Here is a 23960-nt window from a genome sequence, read left to right on the forward strand (position 1 = left end):
GCTTGCTGCCATGCCCGGGACTTCTCTTGATACTCGACAGATTCCCAACGGCGCTTTGCACGCTTCGAAGCCGCAACGCGGCCCTCCGGCGTGCGTGCACGTTCTCGCGTGGCCGTCTTGCAGTAGGTGGCTAGCCCACTGAACTTGCTTGCATTCTTGGGGAATTCAGCAGCCGGATGGGCTGTGAGGCAGTGTCGGCACCAAATCGGCGTATCGGGCCTGATCTGCGATGCCGGTGGCCTCGCGACGCGGCGCGGAGTTTCGTTGACACTCATGCGCCGATCGCAGCAACCGCCACCGACAAAATCGGCGGGATACCGGCCCAAAGGCCGACATCCCGCCGATTAGTTCACCCGTCCGGCTCAGTCAGCGGCTTAGCTGCAGCCGCTCGTCGAACCGCAGCCCTCGCAGACGTAGCAGCTGCCCGCCGGGCGCATCTTGATCCCACAGGACAAGCACAGCGGCGCGTCCGCGCTGCGGCCCTGCTGGGCCTCCAGCAGTTCGGTCGACGAATGCACCTTCGCCGGAAGCACCGTCAGCTTCGGCGCGGCCGGCTTCTGCTCCACCGGCGCCGACTGCGCGAGCGTCTCCGTCTCGACGTCCGCGTCCTCCGCCTCGACAACAGCCGGCTCGTACGAACCCGTGTCCAGGTGGCGCTGACGCTCCTCGGCCGAGTGGATGCCGAGCGCCGAACGCGTCTCGAACGGCAGGTGGTCCAGCGCCAGGCGGCGGAAGATGTAGTCGACGATCGACTGCGCCATCCGCACGTCCGGGTCGTCCGTCAGACCCGCCGGCTCGAAGCGCATGTTCGTGAACTTCGAAACGTACGTCTCCAGCGGCACGCCGTACTGCAGGCCCACCGACACCGCGATCGAGAAGGCGTCCATCATGCCCGCGAGGGTCGAACCCTGCTTGGACATCTTCAGGAAGACCTCGCCCAGACCGTCGTCCGGGTACGAGTTCGCCGTCATGTAGCCCTCGGCGCCACCCACCGAGAACGAGGTGCTGATCCCCGGACGGCTCTTCGGCAGACGCTTCCGGACCGGACGGTACTCGACGACCTTCTCGACCGCAGCCGGCTTCTCGGTCTTCGTCTCCTCCGCCTTCTTCGCGGAAAGCGGCTGCCCGACCTTGCAGTTGTCTCGATAGACCGCCAAGGCTTTTGTACCGAGCTTCCACCCCTGGAGGTAGATCTGCTCGATGTCCTCGACAGATGCGTTCTCCGGCAGGTTTACCGTCTTTGAGATGGCCCCGCTGAGGAACGGCTGCGCCGCCGCCATCATCCGCACGTGGCCCATCGGGGCAATCGCCCGCTCGCCCATCGCGCAGTCGAAGACCTCGTAGTGCTCGGTCTTCAGGCTCGGCGCGCCGACCACGTGTCCGTGCTCGGCGATGAACTCGACGATCGCCTCGACCTGCTCCTGCGGGTAGCCCAGCTTGTGCAGCGCGCGCGTGACCGTGTTGTTCACGATCTGCATCGAGCCGCCGCCGACCAGCTTCTTGAACTTGACCAACGCCAAGTCCGGTTCCACGCCGGTGGTGTCGCAGTCCATCATCAAGCCGATGGTTCCGGTGGGCGCGAGAACACTGGCCTGCGCGTTGCGGAAGCCGTTCTTCTCGCCGAGCTTCAGCACGTCCTTCCACGCCTTGGTCGCGGCCTCCCACACCGGGGTGTCGAGGTCGTCCATGCGCGTGGCTTCCGCGTTCGCGTCGGCATGCTGCTGCATGACGCGCTTGTGCGCCGTCTCGTTCCGCGCGTAACCGTCGTACGCGCCGACGACCGCCGCCAGCTCCGCCGAGCGGCGGTACGCGGTACCGGTCATGAGCGAGGTGATCGCGCCGGCCAGCGCGCGGCCGCCGTCGCTGTCGTACGCGTGCCCGGTCGCCATCAGCAGCGCGCCCAGGTTCGCGTACCCGATGCCCAACTGGCGGAACGCGCGGGTGTTCTCGCCGATCTTCTGCGTCGGGAAGTCCGCGAAGCAGATCGAGATGTCCATCGCGAGGATGACCAGCTCGACGACCTTGGCGAACTTCACCGCGTCGAAGGTGTCGTCGTCGCGCAGGAACTTCATCAGGTTGAGCGACGCGAGATTACACGATGAATTGTCGATATGAAGATATTCCGAGCACGGGTTAGATGCGGTGATCCGCCCCGACTCCGGGCACGTGTGCCAGTGGTTGATCGTGTCGTCGTACTGGATACCCGGGTCCGCGCACGCCCAGGCCGCCTCCGCCATCTTGCGGAAGAGGCCGCGCGCGTCGACGTTCTCGATCACGTCGCCGGTCATGCGGGCCCGCAGGCCGAACTCCGAGCCCGACTCCACGGCGTTCATGAACTCGTCCGAGACGCGGACCGAGTTGTTCGCGTTCTGGTACTGGACGGACGTGATGTCGTCGCCGCCCAGGTCCATGTCGAAGCCCGCGTCGCGGAGGGCGCGGATCTTCTCCTCTTCCTTCACCTTGGTGGCGATGAAGTCCTCGATGTCCGGGTGGTCCACGTCGAGGACGACCATCTTGGCCGCGCGGCGGGTGGCGCCGCCGGACTTGATGGTGCCGGCGGAGGCGTCCGCGCCGCGCATGAAGGACACCGGGCCGGAGGCGTTGCCGCCGGAGGAGAGGAGTTCCTTGCTGGAGCGGATGCGGGAGAGGTTGAGGCCGGCGCCGGAGCCGCCCTTGAAGATCAGGCCCTCTTCCTTGTACCAGTCGAGGATCGACTCCATGGTGTCGTCGACGGACAGGATGAAGCAGGCGCTGACCTGCTGGGGCTGTGCGGTGCCGACGTTGAACCACACCGGGGAGTTGAAGCTGAAGACCTGGTGGAGGAGCGCGTAGGTCAGTTCGTGCTCGAAGATCTCGGCGTCGGCGGGGGAGCCGAAGTAGCCGTGGTCTTCGCCGGCCTTGCGGTAGGTCTTGACGACCCGGTCGATCAACTGCTTGAGGCTGGACTCGCGCTGTTCGGTGCCGACGGCGCCGCGGAAGTACTTGCTCGTCACGATGTTGACCGCGTTCACCGACCAGAAGTCGGGGAACTCGACGCCACGTTGCTCGAAGTTGATCGAGCCGTCGCGCCAGTTCGTCATGACGACGTCACGACGTTCCCAGACCACCTCGTCGTAGGGGTGGCTGCCGGGGGTCGTGTACACGCGCTCGATGCGCAGTCCCTTGCCGGGCTTCCGGCTGGTGCCGCGTGCTGAGCCGCTCGTCGTCTCTGTCATACGTATCTCCTCCTGAACAACGCCGCGGGCGTTCCGGGGATTCCGGCGTGCCCGATCGGGTGGCCCGTCGTTCGTTCCACCAGTGGGTAATGCGGTTTTGTGCGGCTGCGGGGGTGCTCAGCCGGGGTGGGGCCCGGCCGTGGGCGCGGGCTCCGGGGGGTGCAGTTTGTGTGGTTGTCCATCGGTGGCCGGATCCAATCCCCCGGTTCGGGGGGGAGTTTCGGCGGGTGCGGTGGACGGGGTGCCGGGTTCGCCGGGGGTGGCGAGGGCGTCGGCGGCGCCGGTGCGGAGCAGGGCGATTTCGGCTTCGAAGTCGTCGAGGGAGTCGAAGGCGCGGTACACGGAGGCGAAGCGCATGTAGGCGACTTCGTCGAGTTCGCGGAGGGGTCCGAGGATGGCGAGGCCGACGTCGTGGGTGCTGAGTTCGGCGCAGCCGGTGGCGCGGACGGCTTCTTCGACGCGTTGTCCGAGTTGCGCGAGGGCGTCTTCGGTGACGGGGCGGCCTTGGCAGGCTTTGCGGACGCCGGTGACGACTTTGTCGCGGCTGAAGGGTTCGGTGACGCCGCTGCGTTTGACGACGGTGAGCGAGGCGGACTCGATGGTGGTGAAGCGGCGGCCGCAGTCGGGGCAGGAGCGGCGGCGGCGGATGGCGGCGCCGTCGTCGGTGGTGCGGCTGTCGACGACGCGGCTGTCGGGTCGCCGGCAGAAGGGGCAGTGCATGACTGGTGTGTCCTCCCCTGAGTGCCTGCCTGCTGGTGTCGGGCGGCATCGGGGGCCTGTGGGGCTGCCGGGATGCTGTCCGGGTCGGTCGTCGCCCGCGCCCCCGGTCCTCGTTCGGGCGAGGTTGGCGTCGGGTGCGCTTCGGGATGTGATATATACGGCGACCACAACTTGTGGGTTAGTTCGAAGACCGGACCACAAGATGTAGTGGCTACCGTAGGCCTCCGCCCGGGGGGCTGCAAGCCGACACACTGACGCTCGGAGAGGGTGTTGCCACCTCTCGTCATCGGTGCAGGTCACCGCGTCGGAGTCGGAAACCCGTGGGGCGAAAATTCAGCCGGGTGGCCGCATGTTACGGGAGATGTCGGACAGTTCGGACTTTGTCCGCAGGTCTGCCCCAGGTGGTGCGGAGTGTCGCGGGGGCCTCGTGAATCCCGGTTCGCACACTCCGGATTCGCGGGCCGGGCGGAACCGGGAGCGGCTGCGCGAACGCGCCGTGATCGACGGTTTCGACGCGGAAGCGGCGGACACTGTACAAACTTTCGATCGAATACCTGTACGATTAAATACTACGCCAGTGGAGTGCTCGGCGACGGAATCGACCAAATTCACTCGAACGTGTGTTTGGCGCAACCTTTCGAACCGGGCTACCGTTCTCCGTGTGCGAGTAATCCGTCGAGAGGGGAAACCCGTGTCCGGAGAAGCCACCGGAGGCGTTCCGTCGCCGGCCTTTGCCAGTGCCGCCCGGAACACCGCAGCCGCAACGGACGCACCCGGGGGGGAACGGTCGGAGTCGGGTCAGGTGCGGGCGCTGCCGCGCCGCGGCGCGGGCGGTCTGACGCCGCGCCAGAGCCGGGTCCTGGAGGTCATCCGCGCGTCGGTCGAGTCGCGCGGCTATCCGCCGAGCATGCGCGAGATCGGCGAGGCGGTGGGCCTGTCGAGCACGTCGTCGGTGGCGCACCAGCTGATGGCGCTGGAGCGCAAGGGGTATTTGCGCCGCGATCCGCACCGTCCGCGGGCGTACGAGGTCCGCTCCCCCGACGGCGCCCGCGCGCCGGGTGCGGCGGGCGCGAACGGCACCGCGGCCAATGGCGCGGACCGGCCGGCCGCGTCGTATGTGCCGGTGGTGGGGCGCATTGCCGCGGGTGGTCCGATTCTGGCCGAGCAGTCGATCGAGGACGTTTTCCCGCTGCCCCGCCAGCTGGTGGGCGACGGCGAGGTTTTCCTGCTCAAGGTGAGCGGTGATTCGATGATCGAGGCGGCGATCATGGACGGCGACTATGTCGCGGTGCGCCGTCAGCCGGTGGCGGAGAACGGCGACATCGTGGCCGCGATGCTGGACGGCGAGGCGACGGTGAAGCGGCTGCGGAATCGCGACGGGCACCGTTGGCTGATGCCGCACAACCCGTCGTACGAGCCCATTCCGGGTGACGACGCGACGATTCTCGGGAAGGTCGTCGCGGTGATGCGCCGGGTCTGACCGGGAACCGCGCCGGGCGTCTCCCGGCGTATCCCCGAACGGAATCGGGCCGCGGAACACGAAGGTGTTCCGCGGCCCGTTTTTGTGTTCCTCCGGGGTGCCGGTCAGGCCAGGGTGACGAGGGCGGGGACTTCCGGATAGGCGGTCCACGCGAAGGCGGTGAGGCGCTGGTCGGCGAGGCTCCAGCCGGCGCGTTCGTCGGCGGTCAGGAAGTCTTTTCCGTCGACGGCGCGGGCGCCGCGGACGGTGCCGTCCTGGCGTTTCACGGAGACGAGTTTGCCGGGGGTGCCGGGCAGTCCGCGGCCGAGGACGAATACCGCGGTGTCGTCGGTGCCGACGACGTCGGCGTTGTAGAGGTCGCCGCCGAGGGCGGTGCTCCAGCGGGCTTTTCCACTGGCGAGGTCGAAGGCGACGAGGCGGACGGCTTGGCCGGCGGGCTGGTCGCGTTTGACGGCGGTCGCGAAGAGCGTGTCCTTGGTGATGACGACGCCGTATTGCGGTGCGGCGCCGAAGTCGGAGCTGTAGGCGGCGCTGCGGGTGTCGTAGGCGCGGAGGGTGCCGTCGGGGCCGCGGAGGGGGATTTCGGCGCGGAGTTGGCCTTGGTCGCCGAGGCTTTGCAGGTAGTAGCTGCCGTTGCGTTGGATTTCGACGACGGCGGGTTCGGCGTTGACGAGGTAGACCGTGGAGTATCCGCTGTCGGTGACGGGGATGGTGGTCTGCCATTTTCTGCGGCCGTCGGCGGCGTCGAGGGCGACGACTTGGGCGGGGGTGTTTTTGGTGTACTGGCCGAGTTCGACGAGGACGGTGCCGCCGTCGATGCGGAGCGCGTCGACTTCGGGGTCGTCGGTGGTGCTGGTACTGCTCCGGTCGAAGTTCCAGCTCCATTTCTGGACGCCGTCTTTGAGGCCGAAGGCGGCGACGCCGGTGCTGGTGGAGAGGACGGCGGTGCCGGGTCCGCTGTCGGTTTCGACGCTGCGGTATTTGTCGCCGGTGGCCGCGGTCTTGGTTTTCTTGTCCCAGAGGCTGCGCATGGTGGCGAGGTCGACGGCGACGGTGGTGTCGCAGGCGTCCTTGGGGCCGTACATGGCGAGGCCTACGCCGTCGCTGCCGTGTGCGGCCATGCCGCAGAATTCGCCGGTGGGCGGGGTGAAGCGGCCGATTTCGGCGCCGGTGCCGGCGTCGTAGGCGACGAGGGCGGTTTTGTCGCCGGCGATGGTGCGGCCGGGTGCGGTCCAGGTGCCGAGCATGTCGATGCGGGCGCCGGGGGCGGGGCTTTTCCAGGCTTGGCGCATGGTTTTGCCGTCGGTGGCGAGGCCGCCGCCGGGGCCGGTGCCGCCGTCGTCTTTGGTGGCGTAGAGGTAGCCGAGGGCGCCGGCGGCGATGACGGCCAGTGCGGTGATGGTGGAGAGTCCGGCGATGAGGCCGCGGCCGGGGGTGCGCTGCGGCGGCGGGGTGCTGGAGGTCCCGTAGCTGTAGGGCGGGGTGGCGGGCGCCGGGGTGCTGCCGGGGTAGGCCGCGGCTGCCGGGCCGGGCGGACCGGCTGGGCTGGGGGTGCCGGGGGGCGGGGGGACGCCGGGCAGGGAGAGTCCGGGTTCGGCGCCGGGCGGCACCGCGGCCGGGGTGGGGCCCGCGGGCGGGGTGGTCGGTGGCTTGCTTTGCGGGGGGACCGCCGCGGAGGGGCCGCCGGCGTGGGTCATGGCTTGCCAGGGCGGGGTGTTGTCGGGCGGGCCGGGTGGTCCTGGCGGCGGGTTCCCTGGCGGGCCGTAGGGGCCGTTCGGCGGCTGCGACATGCTCCCCCCTCGGGTGCGTGGCGCGGCCGTGGGTCGGCGCGCGCCGGTCCGAGGATACGTTCCGGCCGGACGGTGCGGTTGCCGGATGGTTCGTCAGGTGTCGATCGCGGCGAGGGACTTGCGGACTTGGTTGCGGTCCGTGGTGTACCAGAAGTCGGGCATGGAGGCGCGGAAGAAGCCGCCGTAGCGGGCGGTGGCGAGGCGCGAGTCGAGGACGGCGACGACGCCGCGGTCCTCGCCGGCGCGGATGAGGCGTCCGGCGCCTTGGGCCATGAGGAGGGCGGCGTGGGTGGCGGAGACGGCCATGAAGCCGTTGCCGCCGGCCTGGTGGACGGCTTGGGCGCGGGCGGCCATGAGGGGGTCGTCCGGGCGGGGGAAGGGGATGCGGTCCATGACGACGAGTTGGCAGGAGGGGCCGGGGACGTCGACGCCTTGCCAGAGGGAGAGGGTGCCGAAGAGGCAGGTGCGAGTGTCTTCGGCGAACGTTTTGAGGAGTTCGGGGAGCGAGTCGTCGCCTTGGCAGAGGATCGGCAGGTCGAGGCGTTCGCGGAGGGCTTCGGTGGCGGCTTCGGCGGCGCGTCGGGAGGAGAAGAGGCCGAGGGTGCGGCCGCCGGCGCATTCGATGAGTTCGGCGAGTTCGTCGAGGGTGTCGGCGTGCATGCCGTCGCGGCCGGGCGGGGGCAGGTGTTTGGCGGCGTAGAGGATGCCTTGGCGGGGGTAGTCGTAGGGGGATCCGACGTCGAGGGAGCGCCAGACGGCGAGGTCGGTGTCGTTGTCCGGGTCGGCGTCGTCCTGGTCGGAGGTGCCGGAGGCGGTGTCGTCGGTGTCGTCGTCGGTGGTGGCGCGGTCGGCGGCGGGCTTGGCGGCCGGGATGGCGGTGACCGGGACGGTGGCGCCGGGTTCGGGGAGCAGTCCTTCGGGGTTGAGGCCGAGGGTGCGGGCGACGCCGGTGAAGTCTCCGCCGAGTTTGAGGGTGGCGGAGGTGAGGACGACGGTGCGGTCGCCGAAGAGGGCGTCGCGGAGGAGTCCGGCGACGGCGAGGGGGGCGATGCGCAGCGAGGGTCCGACGCGGTCGTTGCGTTCGACCCAGAGGACGTCGTAGGGGGATCCGCCGAGGATGCGTTCGCAGGTGTCGTGGATGGACTGGGCGGAGGCCATGGCTTGGCGGCGGGAGGCGTCTTCGTCGCTGAGGGTTTTGTCGCGGACTTCGCCGAGGGAGGTGATGACGGCGCGGCAGGCGTCGCGGAGGGCGGCGAGGGTCCAGCCGAGGTCGGCGTCGGGTTCGTTGATGCGGGCGGGTTCGCGGGGGCCCATGGTTTTGGCGTAGGCCTCGGCGGCGGTCTGGAGGGCGTCGACGGCTTTTTCGTTGGCGAGTTTGGCGGCGCGGCGGGCGGCGCGTTCGACGGTGCCGATGGTGAGGTCGTCGGTGGCGACGGCGGTGACGCGGGCGGCGAGTTCGTGGGCTTCGTCGACGACGAGGACTTCGTGTTCGGGGAGGACGGGGGCGCCTTCGAGGGCGTCGATGGCGAGGAGGGCGTGGTTGGTGACGACGATGTCGGATTGTTTGGCGATGTCGCGGGCGCGTTCGGCGAAGCAGTCTTCGCCGTAGGGGCATTTGTTCGCGCCGAGGCATTCGCTTGAGGAGACGGAGACTTGGGCCCAGGCGCGGTCGTTGACGCCGGGGCTGAGGTCGTCGCGGTCGCCGGTTTCGGTGTCGTCGGCCCAGTCGCGGACGCGGATGATGTCGCGGCCGATTTGCGAGGTGGGCGAGGGTTCGAAGAGTTGGTCGCCTTCGTCGGGGGGTCCGTCGTGGAGGCGGTGGAGGCAGACGTAATTGCTGCGGCCCTTGAGGGTGGCGAAGGTGGGGCGGCGGCGGAGTTGGGGGTGGAGGGCGTCGACGGTGCGGGGGAGGTCGCGTTCGACGAGTTGGCGTTGCAGCGCGAGGGTGGCGGTGGCGACGACGACGCGGCCGCGTCCGGCGAGGGCGGGGACGAGGTAGGCGAGGGATTTGCCGGTGCCGGTGCCTGCTTCGACGAGGAGGTGTTCGCGGCGGGCGATGGCGCCGGCGACGGCTTCGGCCATGCGGATTTGGCCGGGTCGCCGGGTGCCTCCGACGGCTTCGACGGCGGCGTCGAGGAGGTCGCCGACGCCGGGGCGTCCGGTGGGCCCAGGGCTGGTGGGCGTGCCGGTGGGGGCGGTGCCGGTCGGGGGGGTTGCGGTTTCCGCGGTGTCGCTCATCGGGGCCAAGCCTAGGCCAGGCGGCGGACGTTTCCGGACGGTGTCCCGGGGTGGCCGGTGGGGTGGCCCGGGGGTGGCCGGTGGGGTGGCCCGGGGGTGGTTGCGGGTGGTGGGCTGCGGTGTCCGGGTCAGGCGGTTTTGGCCGTGGCGAGGACGGCGGCGGCCATGCCTTGCTGGCCGAGGGCGTTGGGGTGGACGGGGGCGGCGGGCTGTTCGGGGGCGAGGCCTTCGATCCAGCGGGTGCCTGCGGGCTGGCAGACGTCGTGGCCGCGGCCGGGGGTGTAGGTGTCGATGTAGGCGGCGTTTCCGGCGGCGGCGCGGTCGGCGAGCATCTTGTTGAGGTTGCCGAGGGTGGTGCGCAGGTAGGGGAGGTCGCCGGGGGCGACGGGGAGTTTGTCGCGGCAGCCGTCGCCGGTCTCGGGGAGGATCGCGGGGTAGCCGACGAGGAGGATGCGGGCGTTCGGGGATTTGGTGTGGACGGTCGCGAGGACCTTGTCGATCTTGGTGCCGGTGGCGTCGATGCGTTGTTTGAGGGTGTCGGTGCCGTTCTTGGTGAACGTGTCGGTGCAGGGCGTGGCGGAGGTGGTGGAGCCGCTGCCGAGGGCGCAGGTGGCGACTATTCCGCCGAAGCCGATGTCGTTGCCGCCGATGCCGATGGTGACGAGTTTCGTGTCGGGGCCGAGGGCGTCGTATTGGGGGGTCGGAGAGATGGAGTTGCCGTCGGCGCCGCCTTTTTGGGCGGCGGCGAAGTCGTCGGTGACGGCGCCGCCGCAGGTGACGTCGGTGAAGGACGGCACGTTGAGGGCCTTGGCGAGGATGTGGGGGTAGTTGTCGGCGCTGCGGGCGCAGACGGCGGGGGTGCCGGGGAGGGTGGCGGAGATTTTGACGCCGGCGCTGTAGGAGTCGCCGAGGGCGACGTAGGCGGAGCCGCCGGGTCCGGCGGCGGGGCCTGGGGCGGTGGGTGCGGCGGCCGGGGTGGTGGGGGCCGGGGCGGCGGCGGTGGTTGCGGGGTCGCTGCCGGAGGAGGACGAGCAGGCGGTGAGCAGGAGGGCCGCGGCGGCGGCGGTCGCTGCGAGGATTCGTCCCTGGCCCACTGCGGCGCTCCCCTGGTCGGCTGGTCGTTTGCGGCCGGTGCGGGCGGGGGCGCGGTGGCGCAGTGCCGCGTTACCCGCCGGTAGGCCTCGGGCGAGCTTAAGCGCGGGGGTGTGCGGGGCGCCAGATCGGGGTGGGCAGGGCGCGCGTTCCGGCTGGGGTCAGTCGAGTTTGATGCGTTCGCGGCGGCTTGCGGGGCACGGCAGTTCGGCGAGCATGGTGAGGCTTTCCCGGGCGGCTTCGACTTCGAAGTCCTGGAGGGTGGCGGTGATGACGTCGACGCGTTCGCCGTCGGCTTCGGTGACGACGCGGCCGTCGGGGCCGAAGACGGCGCTGCGGCCGCACGCGGGTCCGTCGCCGGTGGCGCCGACGTGGTTGGCGAGGACGGTGTAGCAGGTGTTTTCGAGGGCGCGGGTGGCGAGGAAGAGGCCGCGCCGGTATTCGAGGTCGCCGCGGGTGAACAGTCCGGAGCACAGGTAGGCGTCGCAGCCGTCCATGGTGGCGGCGCGGACGTGTTCGGGGAAGCCGATGTCGCTGCGGGTGCCGAGGCCGAGGCGCCAGCCGCGGACTTCGACGGAGCAGCCGTGGTCGCCGGGTTCGAAGAGGGTGCGGGCGTCGCGCGGGAGGTGTTGGGCGTCGTAGGCGATCTGGGCTTCGCCGTCGAGGCCGACGACGATGAGGGACATGGTGCGGCGTCCGCCGCGGCGGACGGCGGCGCCGACGACGGCGACGGTGCGGCTGGCGTAGCAGGCGGCGGCGAGGTCGTCGAGGCGGCGGTCGCCGGGGACGACGTCGCAGGCGGCGGGGTCGCTGCGGATGAGGTCGAGGTCGTACCCGGACAGGAACATCTCGGGCAGCACGACGATGTCGGCGCCCGAGGCCGCGGCGAAGCGGACGAGCTGGGCGGCGGTTGCCACGTTTTCGGCCACGTTCCCGGCCAGGGCGTGGGCCTGGGCCGCGGCCACGCGCAGGGGCGCTCGATCCAACGTCACGGGCGGCATTGTTACATCGTGATCGGAATCACACCATGGGTCGGGCGGCCTTGTCGTGGACGAGCGGGTGCCTGAGGGTGCCCGCGGGGTCGTGGAGGGGGTTGGGGACGGTGCCGTGCGCGGCGACGTGCGGGCGGCTTGCGCGGTCGCGGTAGCCGTCCAGGATGAGCCGGTTGCGGTTGAGGCAGAGCCGGTCGATGCGCGGGGTCAGCAGGTCGAACAGGGCGTGGCGGTCGGCGAGTTCGGGGAATCGGGCGTGGTGGTCGAGGATTTCGTCGCGGACCAGGGTCCAGAAGTCGGGTTGCGGGATGCCGAGGTGGGTGTCGGCGAGGTCGGCGAGGTAGCGGAAGTGCCCGACGAGGAGTGCGGCGTGGATGAACTGGCAGAGGTATGCCGGGGGTTCGCGGAGGAGGACGTGGGCGGCCGCGGCGGGGATGCCGTCGAGTTCGGGGAGGGGCTGGTCGCTGATGTTGACGTCGTCGACGAAGTCTTTGACGGCGAGGCGGACGGGGATGTCGTCGCCGTCGAAGACGACGATGGTGTTTTCGCCGTGCGGGGAGAAGACCAGGCCGTGCCGGTAGAGGCAGTGCAGGAGCGGCGGGAGGAGGGTGTGGAAGAGGGCGCGGAGCCAGGCGCGGGGGGCGAGGCCGGAGCGGTCGACGAGTTCGGCGACGAAGGGCCGGCCGTAGGGGTCGACGTGCAGGAGGGAGGCGAGGGTGCGGGCGTGTTCGTCGGGGGCGAGGTGCGGGCTGAGGGGTTCGCGCCAGATCGCGCCGAGGAGTTCGCGGTACTGGTAGGGCACGCCGGGGACGTCTTCGAGGACGGGGTGGCGGACGGTGACGGAGGCGGTTTCGCCGAGGAGGATGACGCGGCATTCGTCGCGGAGGAACGGGTCGTTGTCGCGGATGCCGTGGACCCATGCGGTGACGGCGGGGGCGGCGAGGGTGCGTTCGGTGGGCAGGCCGCGGTAGACGAGGGTGTTGAGGACGGACAGCGGGAGTTTGACGGTGCGGCGGGCGGGCTGGTCGATGTCGAGGAAGGTGCGGACGGACTGCTGGGCGAGGTAGCGGTCGGGGGCTTCCCCGAGGCGGATGATGCGGCCGGCGGCGATGTCGGGGGCGTAGAGGGTGGCGATGGTTTCGTCCCATTGCCAGGGGTGGACGGGCAGCCACAGGTAGGCGGCGTGGTCGGCGTCTTCGCCGAGGGCGGCGGTGATGCGGTCGTGGAAGCGGGCGGCGGTGGCGGGGTCGAGTTCGTCGGCGTAGAGCCGGTGTTCTTCGAGGCCGGGGATGCCGCGGTAGGTGGCGAGGCTGCGGTGGACGGCGATCCACGGGAGCCGCAGGGGGCGCCGGGATTCGGGGGCGTAGGCGGCGGCGTCGGTGGCGGAGAAGCCGATGCGGCCTTTGTTGGCGACGAGCCAGGGGTGGCCGGTTTGGTGGCCTTCGAGGGCGGCGTAGTCGAGTTCGGCGAGGACGGCGGCGGGTTGGGCGGTGGCGTTGGTGGCGACGTCGGCGGCGAGGGTGGCGGTGATTTCGCGGACGAGGTGGCCGGCGGTGTCGCCGGTGAGGCCGAGGGCGGAGTGCGCGTCGAGGAGGAACCGCAGCATGTCGTCGCCGGGTTCGTCGCCGAGGGGGCTGGTGCGGCGGATGGTGGCGGGGTCGACGTGCCAGCTGTCGTAGGCGCCGCGGCGGGCGTGGAAGCGGTAGCGGACTTCGCCGGGGAGGTCGACGCGGTAGGTGCCGTCGTGTTCGTGGACGGGGAGGAGGAGTTCTTCGTAGGCGAATTCGGCGAGGGCTTTGCCGAGCATGGCGCGTCCGGCGCGGGCCCAGCCGTGGTCGGCGGGGGGCGGTTCGGGGGCGGTGCGGGCGGCGGGTAAGCCGGGGGCGTGGTCGAGGGCGGTGGCGGGACCGGTCGCCGTGTCGGTGCCGGGGGCCGTGGCGGTGCCGGGGGCCGTGGCGGTGCCGGGGGCCGTGGCGGTGGCGGTGGTCGTGTCGTTCACGTCAGTGGGCAGGGACACGCGGGGTCTCCCGTTCGTCGGGGCGTCGTTCGTGCCGGGGCCGGTGGGGGTGTGGTTCGGGTGGTTCGGCGGCGGGGCTTGCCGGGCCGGGGTGGTCGGCGGGGCCGGCGGCGATGTCGCCTGCGGCGAGGCCGAACGTGGTGTAGGCGGTGCGTTCCGGGAGCCGGTAGACGGGCCGGCCGCACAGGCTGTTGAGGATGACGGCGGCGCGGTGTGCGCCGAGTCCGAGGTCGGGGGTGCCGACGCCGTGGGTGTGGAGTTCGGCGTTCTGCACGTAGAGCCCGCCGGTGATGTGCGGGGCGAGTTCGATGCGGTGGTCGAGGGCGATGCGGGGCCGGTCGGCGTGGTCGCGGCGCATGTGCGGGTCGAGGGCGGCGAGGAGGTCGGGGCGGCGCGGGGCGTAGCCGGTGGCGAGGACGGCCATGTCGGTGTGGTGGGTGAACGCGCGGCCTTGGTGGGCGTGGTGGCAGCCGAGTTCGAGTCCGTCGCGCGTGCGGGCGGCGGCGCCGACGCTGACGCCGGGCATGAGGGTGGCGCGGACGCGGTGGCCGCCGATGCCGCGTTCATACAGCTCGTCGTGGATGGCGGCGAGGGTTTCGGCGCTGACCGCTTTGTAGAGCTGGGCTTGGGCGGGGACGAGGCGGTCGCGGACGGGTTCGTCGAGGGCGTGGAAGTAGCGCGTGTAGTCGGGGGTGAAGTGTTCGAGGCCGAGTTTCGAGTACTCCATGGGGGCGAACGCCGGGGAGCGGGTGAGCCAGCTGAGCCGGTGGCGTGGGGAGGTGCGGCGGCGCAGCAGGTCGAGGAAGACTTCGGCGCCGGATTGGCCGGAGCCGACGACGGTGACGTCGCGGGCGCGGGTGAGGGCGTCGCGGTGGTCGAGGTAGTCGGCGCTGTGCAGGACGTCGGGGTGGCCGGGGCTGCCGGACGGGTCGTGGCCGGAATTGTCGGGCGGGGGTTCGCCGTGGGGGTCGAGGAGGTCGGCGAACGGGGCGGGGACGACGGGTTCGGTGCCGATGCCGAGGACGAGGTGGCGGGCGGCGGCCTGGTGGATCTCGCCGGTGGCGGTGTCCCGGAATTCGATGCGGTAGGTCGCGGTGTCGGGGTCCCAGTCGGCGGTGGTGGCGTCGGCGCCGAAGCGGCAGGACGGGAGGGCGTCGGCGACCCAGCGGCAGTAGTGGTCGTATTCGCGGCGCGGCATGTGGAACCGCTCGGCGAAGTAGAACGGGAAGAGCCGGTCGTGGGCGCGCAGGTAGGCGAGGAACGACCACGGGCTGGTGGGGTCGACGAGGGAGACCAGGTCGGCGAGGAACGGCACTTGGAGGGTGGTGCCGTCGATGAGGAGCCCGGGGTGCCAGTGGAAGGCGGGGGCGCGGTCGAGGAAGAGGGTGCGTAATCCGCCGACTCGGTCGGCGAGGGCGGCGAGGGCGAGGTTGAACGGGCCGATGCCGATGCCGACGAGGTCGTGGACGGGGGTGCCGGGGTCGGGCCGCGCGCCGGCGGCGCGCGGCCCGGGGAGTTCGCGGGCGGTCATGGTCAGGCCGCCGGGCCGGTGGCGTCGCGGTGCCGGTCGCGGATCATGAGGGCGGCGGTTTTGCCGGGGAGTGTCAGGTCGACGCTGCGGCGGAATCCGGCGCGGCGGAACGCGCCGATGGACGCCGCGTTGCGGACGTCGGGTTCGGCGACGACGCGCTGGGTGTCGGGGGCGGCGCGGAGGATGAGTTCGCTGACGACGAGGAGGAGCAGCGAGCCGAGTCCTTGGCCGCGGTGGTGGGCGGGGCCGATGAGGACGTGGATGCCGACGTCGTGGGGTTTGGCGGCGTAGTGCCGGGCGAGGGGGTCGAGGTCGGCCCGGTACAGCTCCCAGTAGCTGACGGGCTGGTCGTCGAGGCAGCCGACGTAGGCGGTGGCGTGGGTGAGGCGGGCGTGTGCGGCGAGGTGGTTGGCGGTGACGTCGACGTCGCCGCCGAGTTCCCACCAGCGGGCGACGTCGGGGTCGTTCATCCATTCGTGGAGGAGCGGCAGGTCGCGTTTGAGGTGGAGTTCGTGGAAGGAGAAGCGGCCGGGCGGCAGGGCGACGGCGCCCCACCGGTTGGCTTCGGTGAGCGGGCCGGAGAGGCCGGCGCGGAGGGCCCGGTGGGTGAGGCGGAGAGTGTCGTCGTCGAGGTCTTCGACGCCGGTGCGTTCCGGGGTGTCGGTGGTGCCGAGTGCGGCGGCCGCGGCGACGGCGGCGTCGAGGGTGGCGTCGGCGGGGCTGGACAGCGGGGACATCGGGGACATGGGTGACACGGTCATGCGGGGAGGGCACCTCCGGGTGTCGCGCGGGTCGGTTCGTCGGCGGAGGCGGCGGTCCCGGACGCGGGGTCGCGGGGGGCCGGGCCGGGCGGCGGGCCGGGCGGGACGGTGAGCGGGTTGGGGATGTCGACGTACACGGACTGGGTGGCGACGGGGCCGGTGAGTTCGTCCAGGCCGTGGAGCCGGGTCATGAGGTTGGCTTTGCAGCGCAGGGTGGGGGGTCCGGTGAGCAGGCGGGCCGCGCCGCAGTGGTCGGCGTGCGGGGCGAGCGTGTCGCGGAGGGTGCGCAGCAGGGGGGTTTCGTCGGCGAGGTGTTGGGCGCCTAATGCGCCGACGAGGCCGAGGAGGTTGTTGACGCCGAGGTAGTAGGCGAGGCGTTCGTCGGCGACGTGGTCGTCGACGACGGTGTCGCTGGCGGCGCCCGCGGCGGGGAGGCGGTCGCGCAGGTCGGCGGTGCGGGAGGCGCGGAAGTAGTAGCCCTGGTTGTCGCGGTAGCGGCCGCCGGCGGGCCAGCCGTCGGGGTCGAGGACGACGAGGGTGTTCTGCTGGTGGGCTTCGAGAGCGATGCCGGCGTGTGCGTCGAGCCAGAGGACGGGTGCGGCGACGGCGGCCAGGTAGCGGGTGAACCATTCGTGGGCGATGTCGGCGGTGCTGCGGCCGGTGCGGGCGGCGAGGCCGTGGACGAGGGCGGCGAGGCGGGAGGGGCCGAGTCCGGGGCGTTCGGCGACGAGGCCGGCCACGCATACGGTGTCGGTGTCGCCGAACGGGTTTTCGCGGAGCACGAGTTCGAGGCCGCTTTCGGCGCGCTCGGGGCCGGTGGTGCGGGGGGCGTCGACGGCGAGCCAGGCGCGGTCCCGGACGATGTCGAATCCGGGGTGTGCGGCGTGGAGTTCGGCGGCGAGTCCGGCGCGGAGGATGCGGTCGACCTCGATGCCGCGGAGGAGTTCCTTGCGGAGGTTCTCCCGGCGCGAGTTGGTGATGCGCAGGCCGAGGGACAGTTTGAGCATGACGGGTGCGCCGGCCCGGTAGACGGTGCGCACGGACGAGGTGGGGTGCCAGGTGGGGCCGCCGGGGCCGAGGTCGCGGACGAGGGCGACGTCGAGGAGGGCGCGGATGCCGGGCCGCTGCGCGACGTCGCGGGCCTGCCACGGGTGGACGGGCACGAGGACGTGGTCGGCGGGTCCGACGAGGCCGTCGGAGAGTTCCTCCAGGACCTGCGCGGCGGACGTGCCGAGGGTGCTGTCCTGGGTGACGAGGTCGGTGTGGACGGCGAACCAGTGCAGGGGGAATCCGCCGCGGAGTTCGGGGGCGTAGGCGGCGGCTTCGGCGGTGGTGAGCCCGTCCCGGCTCTTGGGGGTGGGGTGGAGGGGGTGGCCGAGCAGGAGGGCTTGTTCGGCGGCGAGGAACGGGGTGGTGCCGGGCGGGTCGTCGGGGTGGGCGCGGCGGTGCCGGACGTGGTCGGCGGCGCGGCGTGCGGAGTCGGCGACGCGGGCGGCGGTGTCGGTGCGGGTGGCGGGCGTGGCGTCGGGGGTTTCGCGGGCCAGCAGTGCGGCGACGGCGACGGCGTCGAGGTCGGGTCCGTCGCTGCCGGCCGGGCGGGGCGCGCCGAAGCGGTGCCAGCCGGCCGCCGACCAGTAGCGGACGGGGACGTCGAGGGCGATGCCGGTGGCCGGCAGCGGGATGCGCAGCGGTTCGCCGGACGGGGGTCGGGGCAGGGCGCGTTCGCGGACCCAGCAGCGCAGCAGTGCTTCGGTCGCGGCGGTGTTGCCGACCCGGTCGGGGTCGTGGTCGTCGAGCGGGTCGCCCGGCAGCCCGTGGTCGTCGCGGCTTCCGGCGCGGGACGCGGGGACCCCCGCGGGCGGCGCGGCCGGATGTCGGGCACCAGCGGTGGTCATCAGCGCTCCGAGAGGTTCGATCGGCCCGGGCGGGCCGACATCCATCGATGATCTGACGAATTCACCCGAAGTCGACCCATTTGGTGGGTGTTTCGCGGAATTCGTGACAAACAGGCGGTCGGACGGTGCGTCAGGTCGCTATCCGCACCTGGGCGGTCGCGGGGTGCGTGCGCACGGCGAGGCGGGTGCGGTTCACAGTTCGCGCTCCACGGCGCGGCCCGCGTCGATCACCGCGCGCAGCACGGCGTCCACGTCGTGCTCGGCGGCGTGCGGGTTGAGCAGCGTGAGCTTGAGGCGGACCGCGCCCGGACCGGGGCCGACGTCGGTCCGGCCGACGACCGCGCGGCCTTCGGCCAGCAGACGGCGGCGCAGTTCCGCGTTGACCGTGTCGGACCGGGCGGCCGGGGACTCGCCGATGCGCTCCTCGGGCACGTACCGGAACACGACCGTGGTGAGGACGGGCTCGGCGGTCAGTTCGAGGGCGCCGGGGCCGGGGTCGCGGTCGATGCGCTCACCCGCGTACCGGGCGAGTTCGTGGCAGCGGTCGACGAGCGCACCGAGCCCGGCCCGGCCGAGGGCGCGCAGCGTGACCGCGATCTTGAACACGTCGGCGCGGCGGGTGGTGCGGGGCGAGTGGCCGAGGAGGCTCGGGAACCCGGCGTCTTCGTCGTCCGCCGGGTTGAGGTACTTCGCGCGCTGCGTCAGCGGCGCGAAGAGCCGCCGGTCGCGGACCAGGAACACCCCGGCGGCGACCGGCTGCCAGCCGAGCTTGTGCAGGTCGAGGCCGACCGAGTCGGCCCGGTCGAGCCCGTGCAGGAGGGGGGCGAGGCGGTCGGAGAAGAGGGCGCCGCCGCCGTACGCGGCATCGACGTGCAGCCACGCGCCGTGCTCCCGCGCCACGTCCGCACACGCGGCGAGCGGGTCGACGGCGCCGAAGTCGGTGGTCCCGGCGGTGGCGACGATCGCGGTGGGCAGGTCGTTCGCCGCGGCGACCCGCCGGCAGACGGCGTCCAGCGCACCCGGGTCGATCCGGTGGTCGAGCCCGGTCGCCACCGGCACCACGGCATCGTCCCCGAGCCCGAGCAGCACGGCCGACCGCCGCACCGAGAAGTGCGCGGCGTCCGAACACAGCACCCGGTGCCGCCCCACCCCCGGCCCGGACCGGTCCCGGGCGAGCAGCAGCCCGAGCAGGTTCGACTCCGTCCCCCCGGTCGTGACCGTGCCCGACGCCACCGCGGGGCCGAACCCGACCAGCCCGGCCAACGCGGCGACCACCTCGGTCTCCAACGCGGTCGCGGCAGGCGCCTGGTCCCACGAGTCGAGGGACGGGTTGAGCGCCGCCGCGACGGCATCGGCGACCACGGCGACGGCAAGCGGCGGACAGTGCAGATGCCCGGCACACAGGGGGTCGGCGGGATCGGCGGTGCCGTGCGCGAGGGCTTCGGTGAGGGCGGCGAGGGCTTGGTGGGCACCGACGCCGTGGGCCGGGAGGGGATCGGCGACGTGCCGGGCCGCGGGGCGGGCTTGGGCGGAGGCGGAGGGAGTTTCGGGGGCCACGTGAGGGTGGGGGACGGTGGGCGGGGGGCCCGTTGCGGACGCTTGCGGGTGGGACGCGTCGGCCGCCGAAGGCCCGGCGGGCCGCGGGCCGAGTGCGGCGGCACCCGGGAACTCGACAGTCGGCGCACCGCCGGTCGGGTACCCGCCGGGCCGGCGTTCGGTCGCTGCGGTGGGGTGAGCCTGACCGAAGTGGACGTCTCCCGCCGCGGGCAAGGCCGACGGGGCCGGGTGCGGGCCCTGGACGCGGAGGGCATCGGAAGCGTCGGTGAAGCGCGCCGCGGCGGTGACATCGGCCGCCGACGCCCCGGTGCCGTGGGGGAAGAGGTCGCCGGCTCCGGCCGTCCCCAGCGCCCGCCGCACGTCCGCGTCCACCGCCGCCGGCCCCCCGCGCGGCAGCGGCCCGCCGCGGCGCCGGGCCCCGGCGGCCATGGCACTCAGCGCGGTCACGAGGAGCGGGGTGAGGGCGGAGGGACCGCCCAGGCCACCGGCAAGGGCGGTGGCCGCCAGATCCGCGGCAGGTGGGGGCGAGGCGGGCGGGGGCGAGGCGGAGACGTCCGCGTGCGCGGGCGGCACGGCCGGGGGTGCTGCGGGCGGCACGGTCGGGGGTGCGGGCAGGGTCGCATCGCGCGCACCACCGGGCGCGGTGGCCGCCGCGCCGGTCGCCGGGAAAGCCGCAGCGGAGGCCGTGCCGGGACCTGCGGAGGCCGCGGCAGCATGCTCCGCGAGCGCTTCCGCGGCCGACAAGTCCCGCAGTGCGGGCACGACGGGCGGAGGCTCCGGCGACGCCGCCGGCGACTCGGCTACCGCTTGCCGATCCGGTGCCGGGCCTGCGGCGGTGTCGACCGCGTCGGCCACCCGCCACGCGTCCGCGGTCGCGTCGCCGACCGGCGCCGTAGGCCCGCCCGGCATTTCCTCGGCAGCGGGCCATCCGAAGCCGCCAACGCCCGCCTCGGGTGCCACGTCGACCGCTCCGGCGCCCGCACCGATCTCGCCCGGCCCCGGTGCCGTCATCGGAGTCCCGACAGCCGCACCCGCCAGAGCACCGTCCGTCGCCCCCGGACCCGCGATCGGCACGGCCGCCGTCACGTCCCCCGGTTCCACGGCGTTCCCCGTCGGCAGCGCTTCCCCGACCGGCATCGACGTGCCCTCGCCCCCCGGCCCCACTCCCCCGCTCACGCTGTTCGCCCCCTCCGTGTCGACGCCTTGCGGACTGCCGCCGTGGCGGCCGGGATCGCGTCGGCCAAGCGGTCGAGCACGGCCGCCGCCTGGCTGTCGGTCATCGTGAGCGGCGGCAGCAGCCGCACCACCGCGCCGTGGCGGCCGCCGAGTTCGACGATCAGGCCGCGGTCCAGGGCCGCCGCGCGGACGGCGGCGGCGAGTTCGGGGGCGGCCGGGCGGGCGCCGTCGACGCCCGGAGCGGCGTCCGGGTCGACGATTTCGACGCCGATCATCAGGCCGCGTCCGCGGACGTCGCCGATTTCCGGACGGCCCGCCATCAGCGCGCGCAGGCCGGTGGTGAGGCGGTCGCCGAGTTCCGCCGCGCGGGTGTCGAGGCGGTTCGCGCGAATGTGCGCGATCGTCGCGGTGCCGGCCGCCATCGCGAGCTGGTTGCCGCGGAACGTGCCCGCGTGCGCGCCCGGCCACCAGCGGTCCAGGTCGCCGCGGTAGACGATCACGGCGAGCGGCAGCGACCCGCCGACGGCCTTGGAGATCACCATGACGTCGGGCACCACGCCGCTGTGCTCCACCGCCCAGAACGCGCCGGTCCGGCCGAGGCCGGTCTGGACTTCGTCGAGGATCAGCGGGATGCCGCGCTCGTCGGTGATCCGCCGCATCTCGCGCAGCCACGTGTCCGGCGCCGGGATCACCCCGCCTTCGCCCTGCACCGCTTCGACGATCATCGCGGCGGGCGCGGCGACGCCGCCCGCCGGGTCGTCGAGGAGGGTCTCGGCGTAGCGGACCGCGAGTGCGGCGCCTTCCGGGCCGCCGACGCCGAACGGGCAGCGGTAGGCGTAGGGGTACGGCAGCCGCGTCACCTCGTCCGCCCCCGGCCCGATCGCCTCCCGGATCGCCGTGTCGCCGCTGACCGCGAGCGCCCCCGCCGTCATCCCGTGGTAGGCGCCGGTGAACGCGAGAACGCCGCGCCGCCCCGTCGCGGTCCGCACCAGCTTGAGCGCCGCCTCGACACCGTCCGTGCCCGCCGGTCCGCAGAACTGGATGCGTGCGTCGCGGGCGAACTCCGGCGGCAGTGTCTCGAACAGCGCGTCGACGAAGCGGTCCTTGACCGGTGTCGCGAGGTCGAGCACGTGCAGGGGCGCCTCGGCGTCGAGGACCGCGCGGATCGCTTCGAGGACCACCGGGTGGTTGTGGCCGAGGGCGAGGGTGCCCGCGCCGGACAGGCAGTCGAGGTAGCGGCGGCCGTCCGCGCCTTCCACGGTCATGCCCTTGGCGCGCACCGGCACGATCGGCAGCGACCGGGCGTACGTCCGCGCCGACGACTCGCGGCGGGCCTGGCGCTGCAGGATGCCGTCGCGGGCGGTGTCCGGGCAGGTGCCGTCCTGGGGCTCCGCCGGAGGGTGCGGCCGGCTGTCGGCCCGGGTGAGCGCGGCGGTCATGGTCAGGCCTCCAGGGTGCGAAAGGGGTGCGTGGGGCACACCGCCAGAGCGATTTAGGTAAGGCTTACCTTAGTTTCGTGACGTTCCGCAACAATCACCACTACTTCGAGTGACCAACCTTCGGGTGGACGCAGCGGTCGACCCGGAGTCGCGCACGCGGCGGCGACCCCCGCCGTGTTCAACGACGCGGAGCCGACGCGAACACGGGCAGACCCGCCCCCTTTTCGCCCGACGCCCCGGCCGGGCCGGCCGGGAACGCAAAAGGCGGCGGGCCTCCCCCGAAGGGGAGACCCGCCGCCTGCGTGCGGATGCCTAGTGGTTGGCCACCGCGAACTGCTGGAGTTCCGCGGCCAGCACCTGGCCGACGCGGGCGCGCAGCCACGTGCCCTCGGCACGGTGCTCGCTCTCCAGGATCTCGCCGGTGGCGTGCACCTTGGCGACCAGGCCGCCGCGGTCGTACGGCACCAGCGCCTCGACCTCGACCTCGGGGCGCGGCAGTTCGTCGTCGATCAAGGCCAGCAGCTCGTCGATGCCCTGCCCGGTCTTCGCGGACACGACGATCGCGTGCGGCTCGCGCCGCAGCAGCCGCGCCAGCACCAGCGGGTCGGCGGCGTCGGCCTTGTTGACCACCACGATCTCCGGCACGTTCTGCGCGTCGATCTCGACGAAGACCTCGCGCACCGCGGCGAGTTGCGCCTCCGGCTCGGGATGCGAGCCGTCCACGATGTGCAGGACGAGGTCGGAGTCGCCGACCTCCTCCAGCGTCGAACGGAACGCCTCGACGAGCTGGTGCGGAAGATGCCGGACGAATCCGACCGTGTCGGCGAGCGTGTACACCCGGCCGGACGGCGTCTCGCTGCGGCGCACCGTCGGGTCGAGGGTGGCGAACAGCGCGTTCTCCACCAGCACGCCCGCGCCGGTCAGCCGGTTGAGCAGCGAGGACTTGCCCGCGTTGGTGTAGCCGGCGATCGCCACCGACGGCACCTTGTTGCGGCGCCGTTCGGCACGCTTGGTGTCGCGCGACTTCTTCATCTCGGCGATCTCCCGGCGCGCCTTCGCCATCTTCTCGCGAATGCGCCGCCGGTCGGTCTCGATCTTGGTCTCACCGGGGCCGCGGGTCGCCATGCCGCCGCCGCTGCTGCCGCTGCCGCCACCGCCCATCTGGCGGGACAGCGACTGGCCCCAGCCGCGCAGCCGCGGAAGCATGTACTGCATCTGCGCGAGCGCGACCTGCGCCTTGCCCTCTCGGGACTTGGCGTGCTGGGCGAAGATGTCGAGGATGAGCGCGGTCCGGTCGACGACCTTGACCTTCACCACGTCTTCCAGGTGGATGAGCTGACCCGGCGTCAATTCACCGTCGCAGACGACGGTGTCGGCGCCCGTGGCGACCACGATGTCGCGCAGCTCGCGGGCCTTGCCGGAGCCGATGTACGTCGCGGGGTCGGGCTTGTCGCGGCGCTGGATCACGCCGTCGAGGATCTCGGAGCCTGCGGTCTCGGCGAGGGCGGCCAGTTCCGCGAGGGAGTTCTCGGCGTCCTCGACGGTGCCTTCGGTCCAGACGCCGACGAGCACCACGCGCTCCAGGCGGAGCTGCCGGTACTCGACTTCGGTGACGTCGGCGAGTTCGGTCGACAGGCCCGCGACGCGGCGGAGCGCGTTGCGTTCCGCGAGGTCGAACTGGTCGCCGTCGTAGTCGGGGTTGTCGGATGCTTCGGGGTCGCCCTGGGACGCGCCACGGCCCGTGCGCGCTGAACGCGACCCGGCGCCGTCACGCTTCCCGCCGTCGAATCCGTCCAGTTCCAGGTCGTCGAAGATCTCGACAGCGGAGTCGTCGTCGTGCGGGGAGCGGTCGTATGCGGAGGTCATATGGTCCTGTTCAACGCGGCGGGGGTCCGGGTTCTTCCCCCCGGTCTTTCCCCGGCCTGGGGATTCCGTCACCTCGATCGTGCCACGGGCTCCGGTGGCGTGGCACGTGGGTTTCGGTCGTGGCGGGGGTGCAGTCGGTCACGGGTGGAGCGAAGGACAGGGGAAACGGTTCTCCGCAGGGCGGATCGCGG

General features: G+C 72.4%; 14 protein-coding genes. 1 reads left to right on the forward strand and 13 read right to left on the reverse strand.

Annotation, left to right across the window (positions count from 1 at the left end; genetic code table 11):
- Window positions 1–374 precede the first annotated feature (374 nt).
- Complete coding sequence (locus tag ABEA93_RS11995; RefSeq protein WP_345675417.1) at window positions 375–3215, reverse strand: vitamin B12-dependent ribonucleotide reductase; 2841 nt, start codon at window positions 3213–3215, stop codon at window positions 375–377.
- A 117-nt stretch (window positions 3216–3332) separates the two neighbouring features.
- Complete coding sequence (nrdR, locus tag ABEA93_RS12000; RefSeq protein WP_423535274.1) at window positions 3333–3935, reverse strand: transcriptional regulator NrdR; 603 nt, start codon at window positions 3933–3935, stop codon at window positions 3333–3335.
- An 802-nt stretch (window positions 3936–4737) separates the two neighbouring features.
- On the opposite strand from nrdR, the gene lexA reads away from it, so the two are divergent.
- The gene (lexA, locus tag ABEA93_RS12005) at window positions 4738–5415 is read left to right on the forward strand and encodes a transcriptional repressor LexA (protein ID WP_345675418.1); all 678 of its coding nucleotides are present in this window, start codon (window positions 4738–4740) and stop codon (window positions 5413–5415) included.
- 104 nt (window positions 5416–5519) lie between these two features.
- On the opposite strand, the gene ABEA93_RS12010 is transcribed toward lexA, so the two are convergent.
- The 11 genes from ABEA93_RS12010 to hflX all read right to left on the reverse strand — a co-directional run bounded on the left by ABEA93_RS12010 (window position 5520) and on the right by hflX (window position 23769).
- Entirely contained in the window at window positions 5520–7205 is a 1686-nt protein-coding gene (locus tag ABEA93_RS12010) for an outer membrane protein assembly factor BamB family protein (protein ID WP_345675419.1), read from the reverse strand.
- 93 nt (window positions 7206–7298) lie between these two features.
- Window positions 7299–9443, reverse strand: a complete 2145-nt coding sequence (locus ABEA93_RS12015; RefSeq protein ID WP_345675420.1) for an ATP-dependent DNA helicase — start codon at window positions 9441–9443, stop codon at window positions 7299–7301.
- Between the two features lie 128 nt (window positions 9444–9571).
- Window positions 9572–10537: an SGNH/GDSL hydrolase family protein gene (locus ABEA93_RS12020; protein WP_345675421.1), complete on the reverse strand. Its 966-nt coding sequence runs from the start codon at window positions 10535–10537 to the stop codon at window positions 9572–9574.
- Window positions 10538–10696: 159 nt separating this feature from the next.
- The gene (locus tag ABEA93_RS12025; protein WP_345675422.1) at window positions 10697–11527 is read right to left on the reverse strand and encodes a carbon-nitrogen hydrolase family protein; all 831 of its coding nucleotides are present in this window, start codon (window positions 11525–11527) and stop codon (window positions 10697–10699) included.
- 28 nt (window positions 11528–11555) lie between these two features.
- A complete protein-coding gene (locus tag ABEA93_RS12030) occupies window positions 11556–13334 on the reverse strand; it encodes an IucA/IucC family protein (protein WP_345675523.1) in 1779 nt (592 codons plus the stop codon).
- A gap of 193 nt (window positions 13335–13527) precedes the next feature.
- A complete protein-coding gene (locus ABEA93_RS12035; RefSeq protein ID WP_345675423.1) occupies window positions 13528–15075 on the reverse strand; it encodes a lysine N(6)-hydroxylase/L-ornithine N(5)-oxygenase family protein in 1548 nt (515 codons plus the stop codon).
- 2 nt (window positions 15076–15077) lie between these two features.
- Complete coding sequence (locus ABEA93_RS12040; RefSeq protein ID WP_345675424.1) at window positions 15078–15836, reverse strand: GNAT family N-acetyltransferase; 759 nt, start codon at window positions 15834–15836, stop codon at window positions 15078–15080.
- Window positions 15833–17731 (reverse strand): IucA/IucC family protein, encoded by a 1899-nt coding sequence (locus ABEA93_RS12045; protein WP_345675425.1) that lies wholly within the window; start codon window positions 17729–17731, stop codon window positions 15833–15835. Before ABEA93_RS12045 ends, ABEA93_RS12040 begins: the two co-directional genes overlap by 4 nt.
- A 192-nt stretch (window positions 17732–17923) precedes the next feature.
- Window positions 17924–20464 (reverse strand): pyridoxal-dependent decarboxylase, encoded by a 2541-nt coding sequence (locus ABEA93_RS12050; RefSeq protein WP_345675426.1) that lies wholly within the window; start codon window positions 20462–20464, stop codon window positions 17924–17926.
- Window positions 20461–21903 (reverse strand): diaminobutyrate--2-oxoglutarate transaminase, encoded by a 1443-nt coding sequence (locus tag ABEA93_RS12055; protein ID WP_345675428.1) that lies wholly within the window; start codon window positions 21901–21903, stop codon window positions 20461–20463. Before ABEA93_RS12055 ends, ABEA93_RS12050 begins: the two co-directional genes overlap by 4 nt.
- Before the next feature lie 312 nt (window positions 21904–22215).
- The gene (gene hflX / locus ABEA93_RS12060; RefSeq protein WP_345675429.1) at window positions 22216–23769 is read right to left on the reverse strand and encodes a GTPase HflX; all 1554 of its coding nucleotides are present in this window, start codon (window positions 23767–23769) and stop codon (window positions 22216–22218) included.
- Window positions 23770–23960 lie beyond the last annotated feature (191 nt).

The organism is Yinghuangia aomiensis (assembly GCF_039542225.1).
In the GTDB taxonomy this organism is placed as follows: Bacteria; Actinomycetota; Actinomycetes; order Streptomycetales; family Streptomycetaceae; genus Yinghuangia; species Yinghuangia aomiensis.

Bases quoted from the DNA above. Each gene is read 5' to 3' on its own strand.
- ABEA93_RS12035 (WP_345675423.1), bottom strand. From the start codon at position 15,075: ATGACCGCCCGCGAACTCCCCGGGCCGCGCGCCGCCGGCGCGCGGCCC.
- ABEA93_RS12010 (WP_345675419.1), bottom strand. From the start codon at position 7,205: ATGTCGCAGCCGCCGAACGGCCCCTACGGCCCGCCAGGGAACCCGCCG.
- ABEA93_RS12015 (WP_345675420.1), bottom strand. From the start codon at position 9,443: ATGAGCGACACCGCGGAAACCGCAACCCCCCCGACCGGCACCGCCCCC.
- ABEA93_RS12055 (WP_345675428.1), bottom strand. From the start codon at position 21,903: ATGACCGCCGCGCTCACCCGGGCCGACAGCCGGCCGCACCCTCCGGCG.
- ABEA93_RS12030 (WP_345675523.1), bottom strand. From the start codon at position 13,334: ATGCTCGGCAAAGCCCTCGCCGAATTCGCCTACGAAGAACTCCTCCTC.
- ABEA93_RS12040 (WP_345675424.1), bottom strand. From the start codon at position 15,836: ATGACCGTGTCACCCATGTCCCCGATGTCCCCGCTGTCCAGCCCCGCC.
- ABEA93_RS12045 (WP_345675425.1), bottom strand. From the start codon at position 17,731: ATGACCACCGCTGGTGCCCGACATCCGGCCGCGCCGCCCGCGGGGGTC.
- hflX (WP_345675429.1), bottom strand. From the start codon at position 23,769: ATGACCTCCGCATACGACCGCTCCCCGCACGACGACGACTCCGCTGTC.
- nrdR (WP_423535274.1), bottom strand. From the start codon at position 3,935: ATGCACTGCCCCTTCTGCCGGCGACCCGACAGCCGCGTCGTCGACAGC.
- ABEA93_RS11995 (WP_345675417.1), bottom strand. From the start codon at position 3,215: ATGACAGAGACGACGAGCGGCTCAGCACGCGGCACCAGCCGGAAGCCC.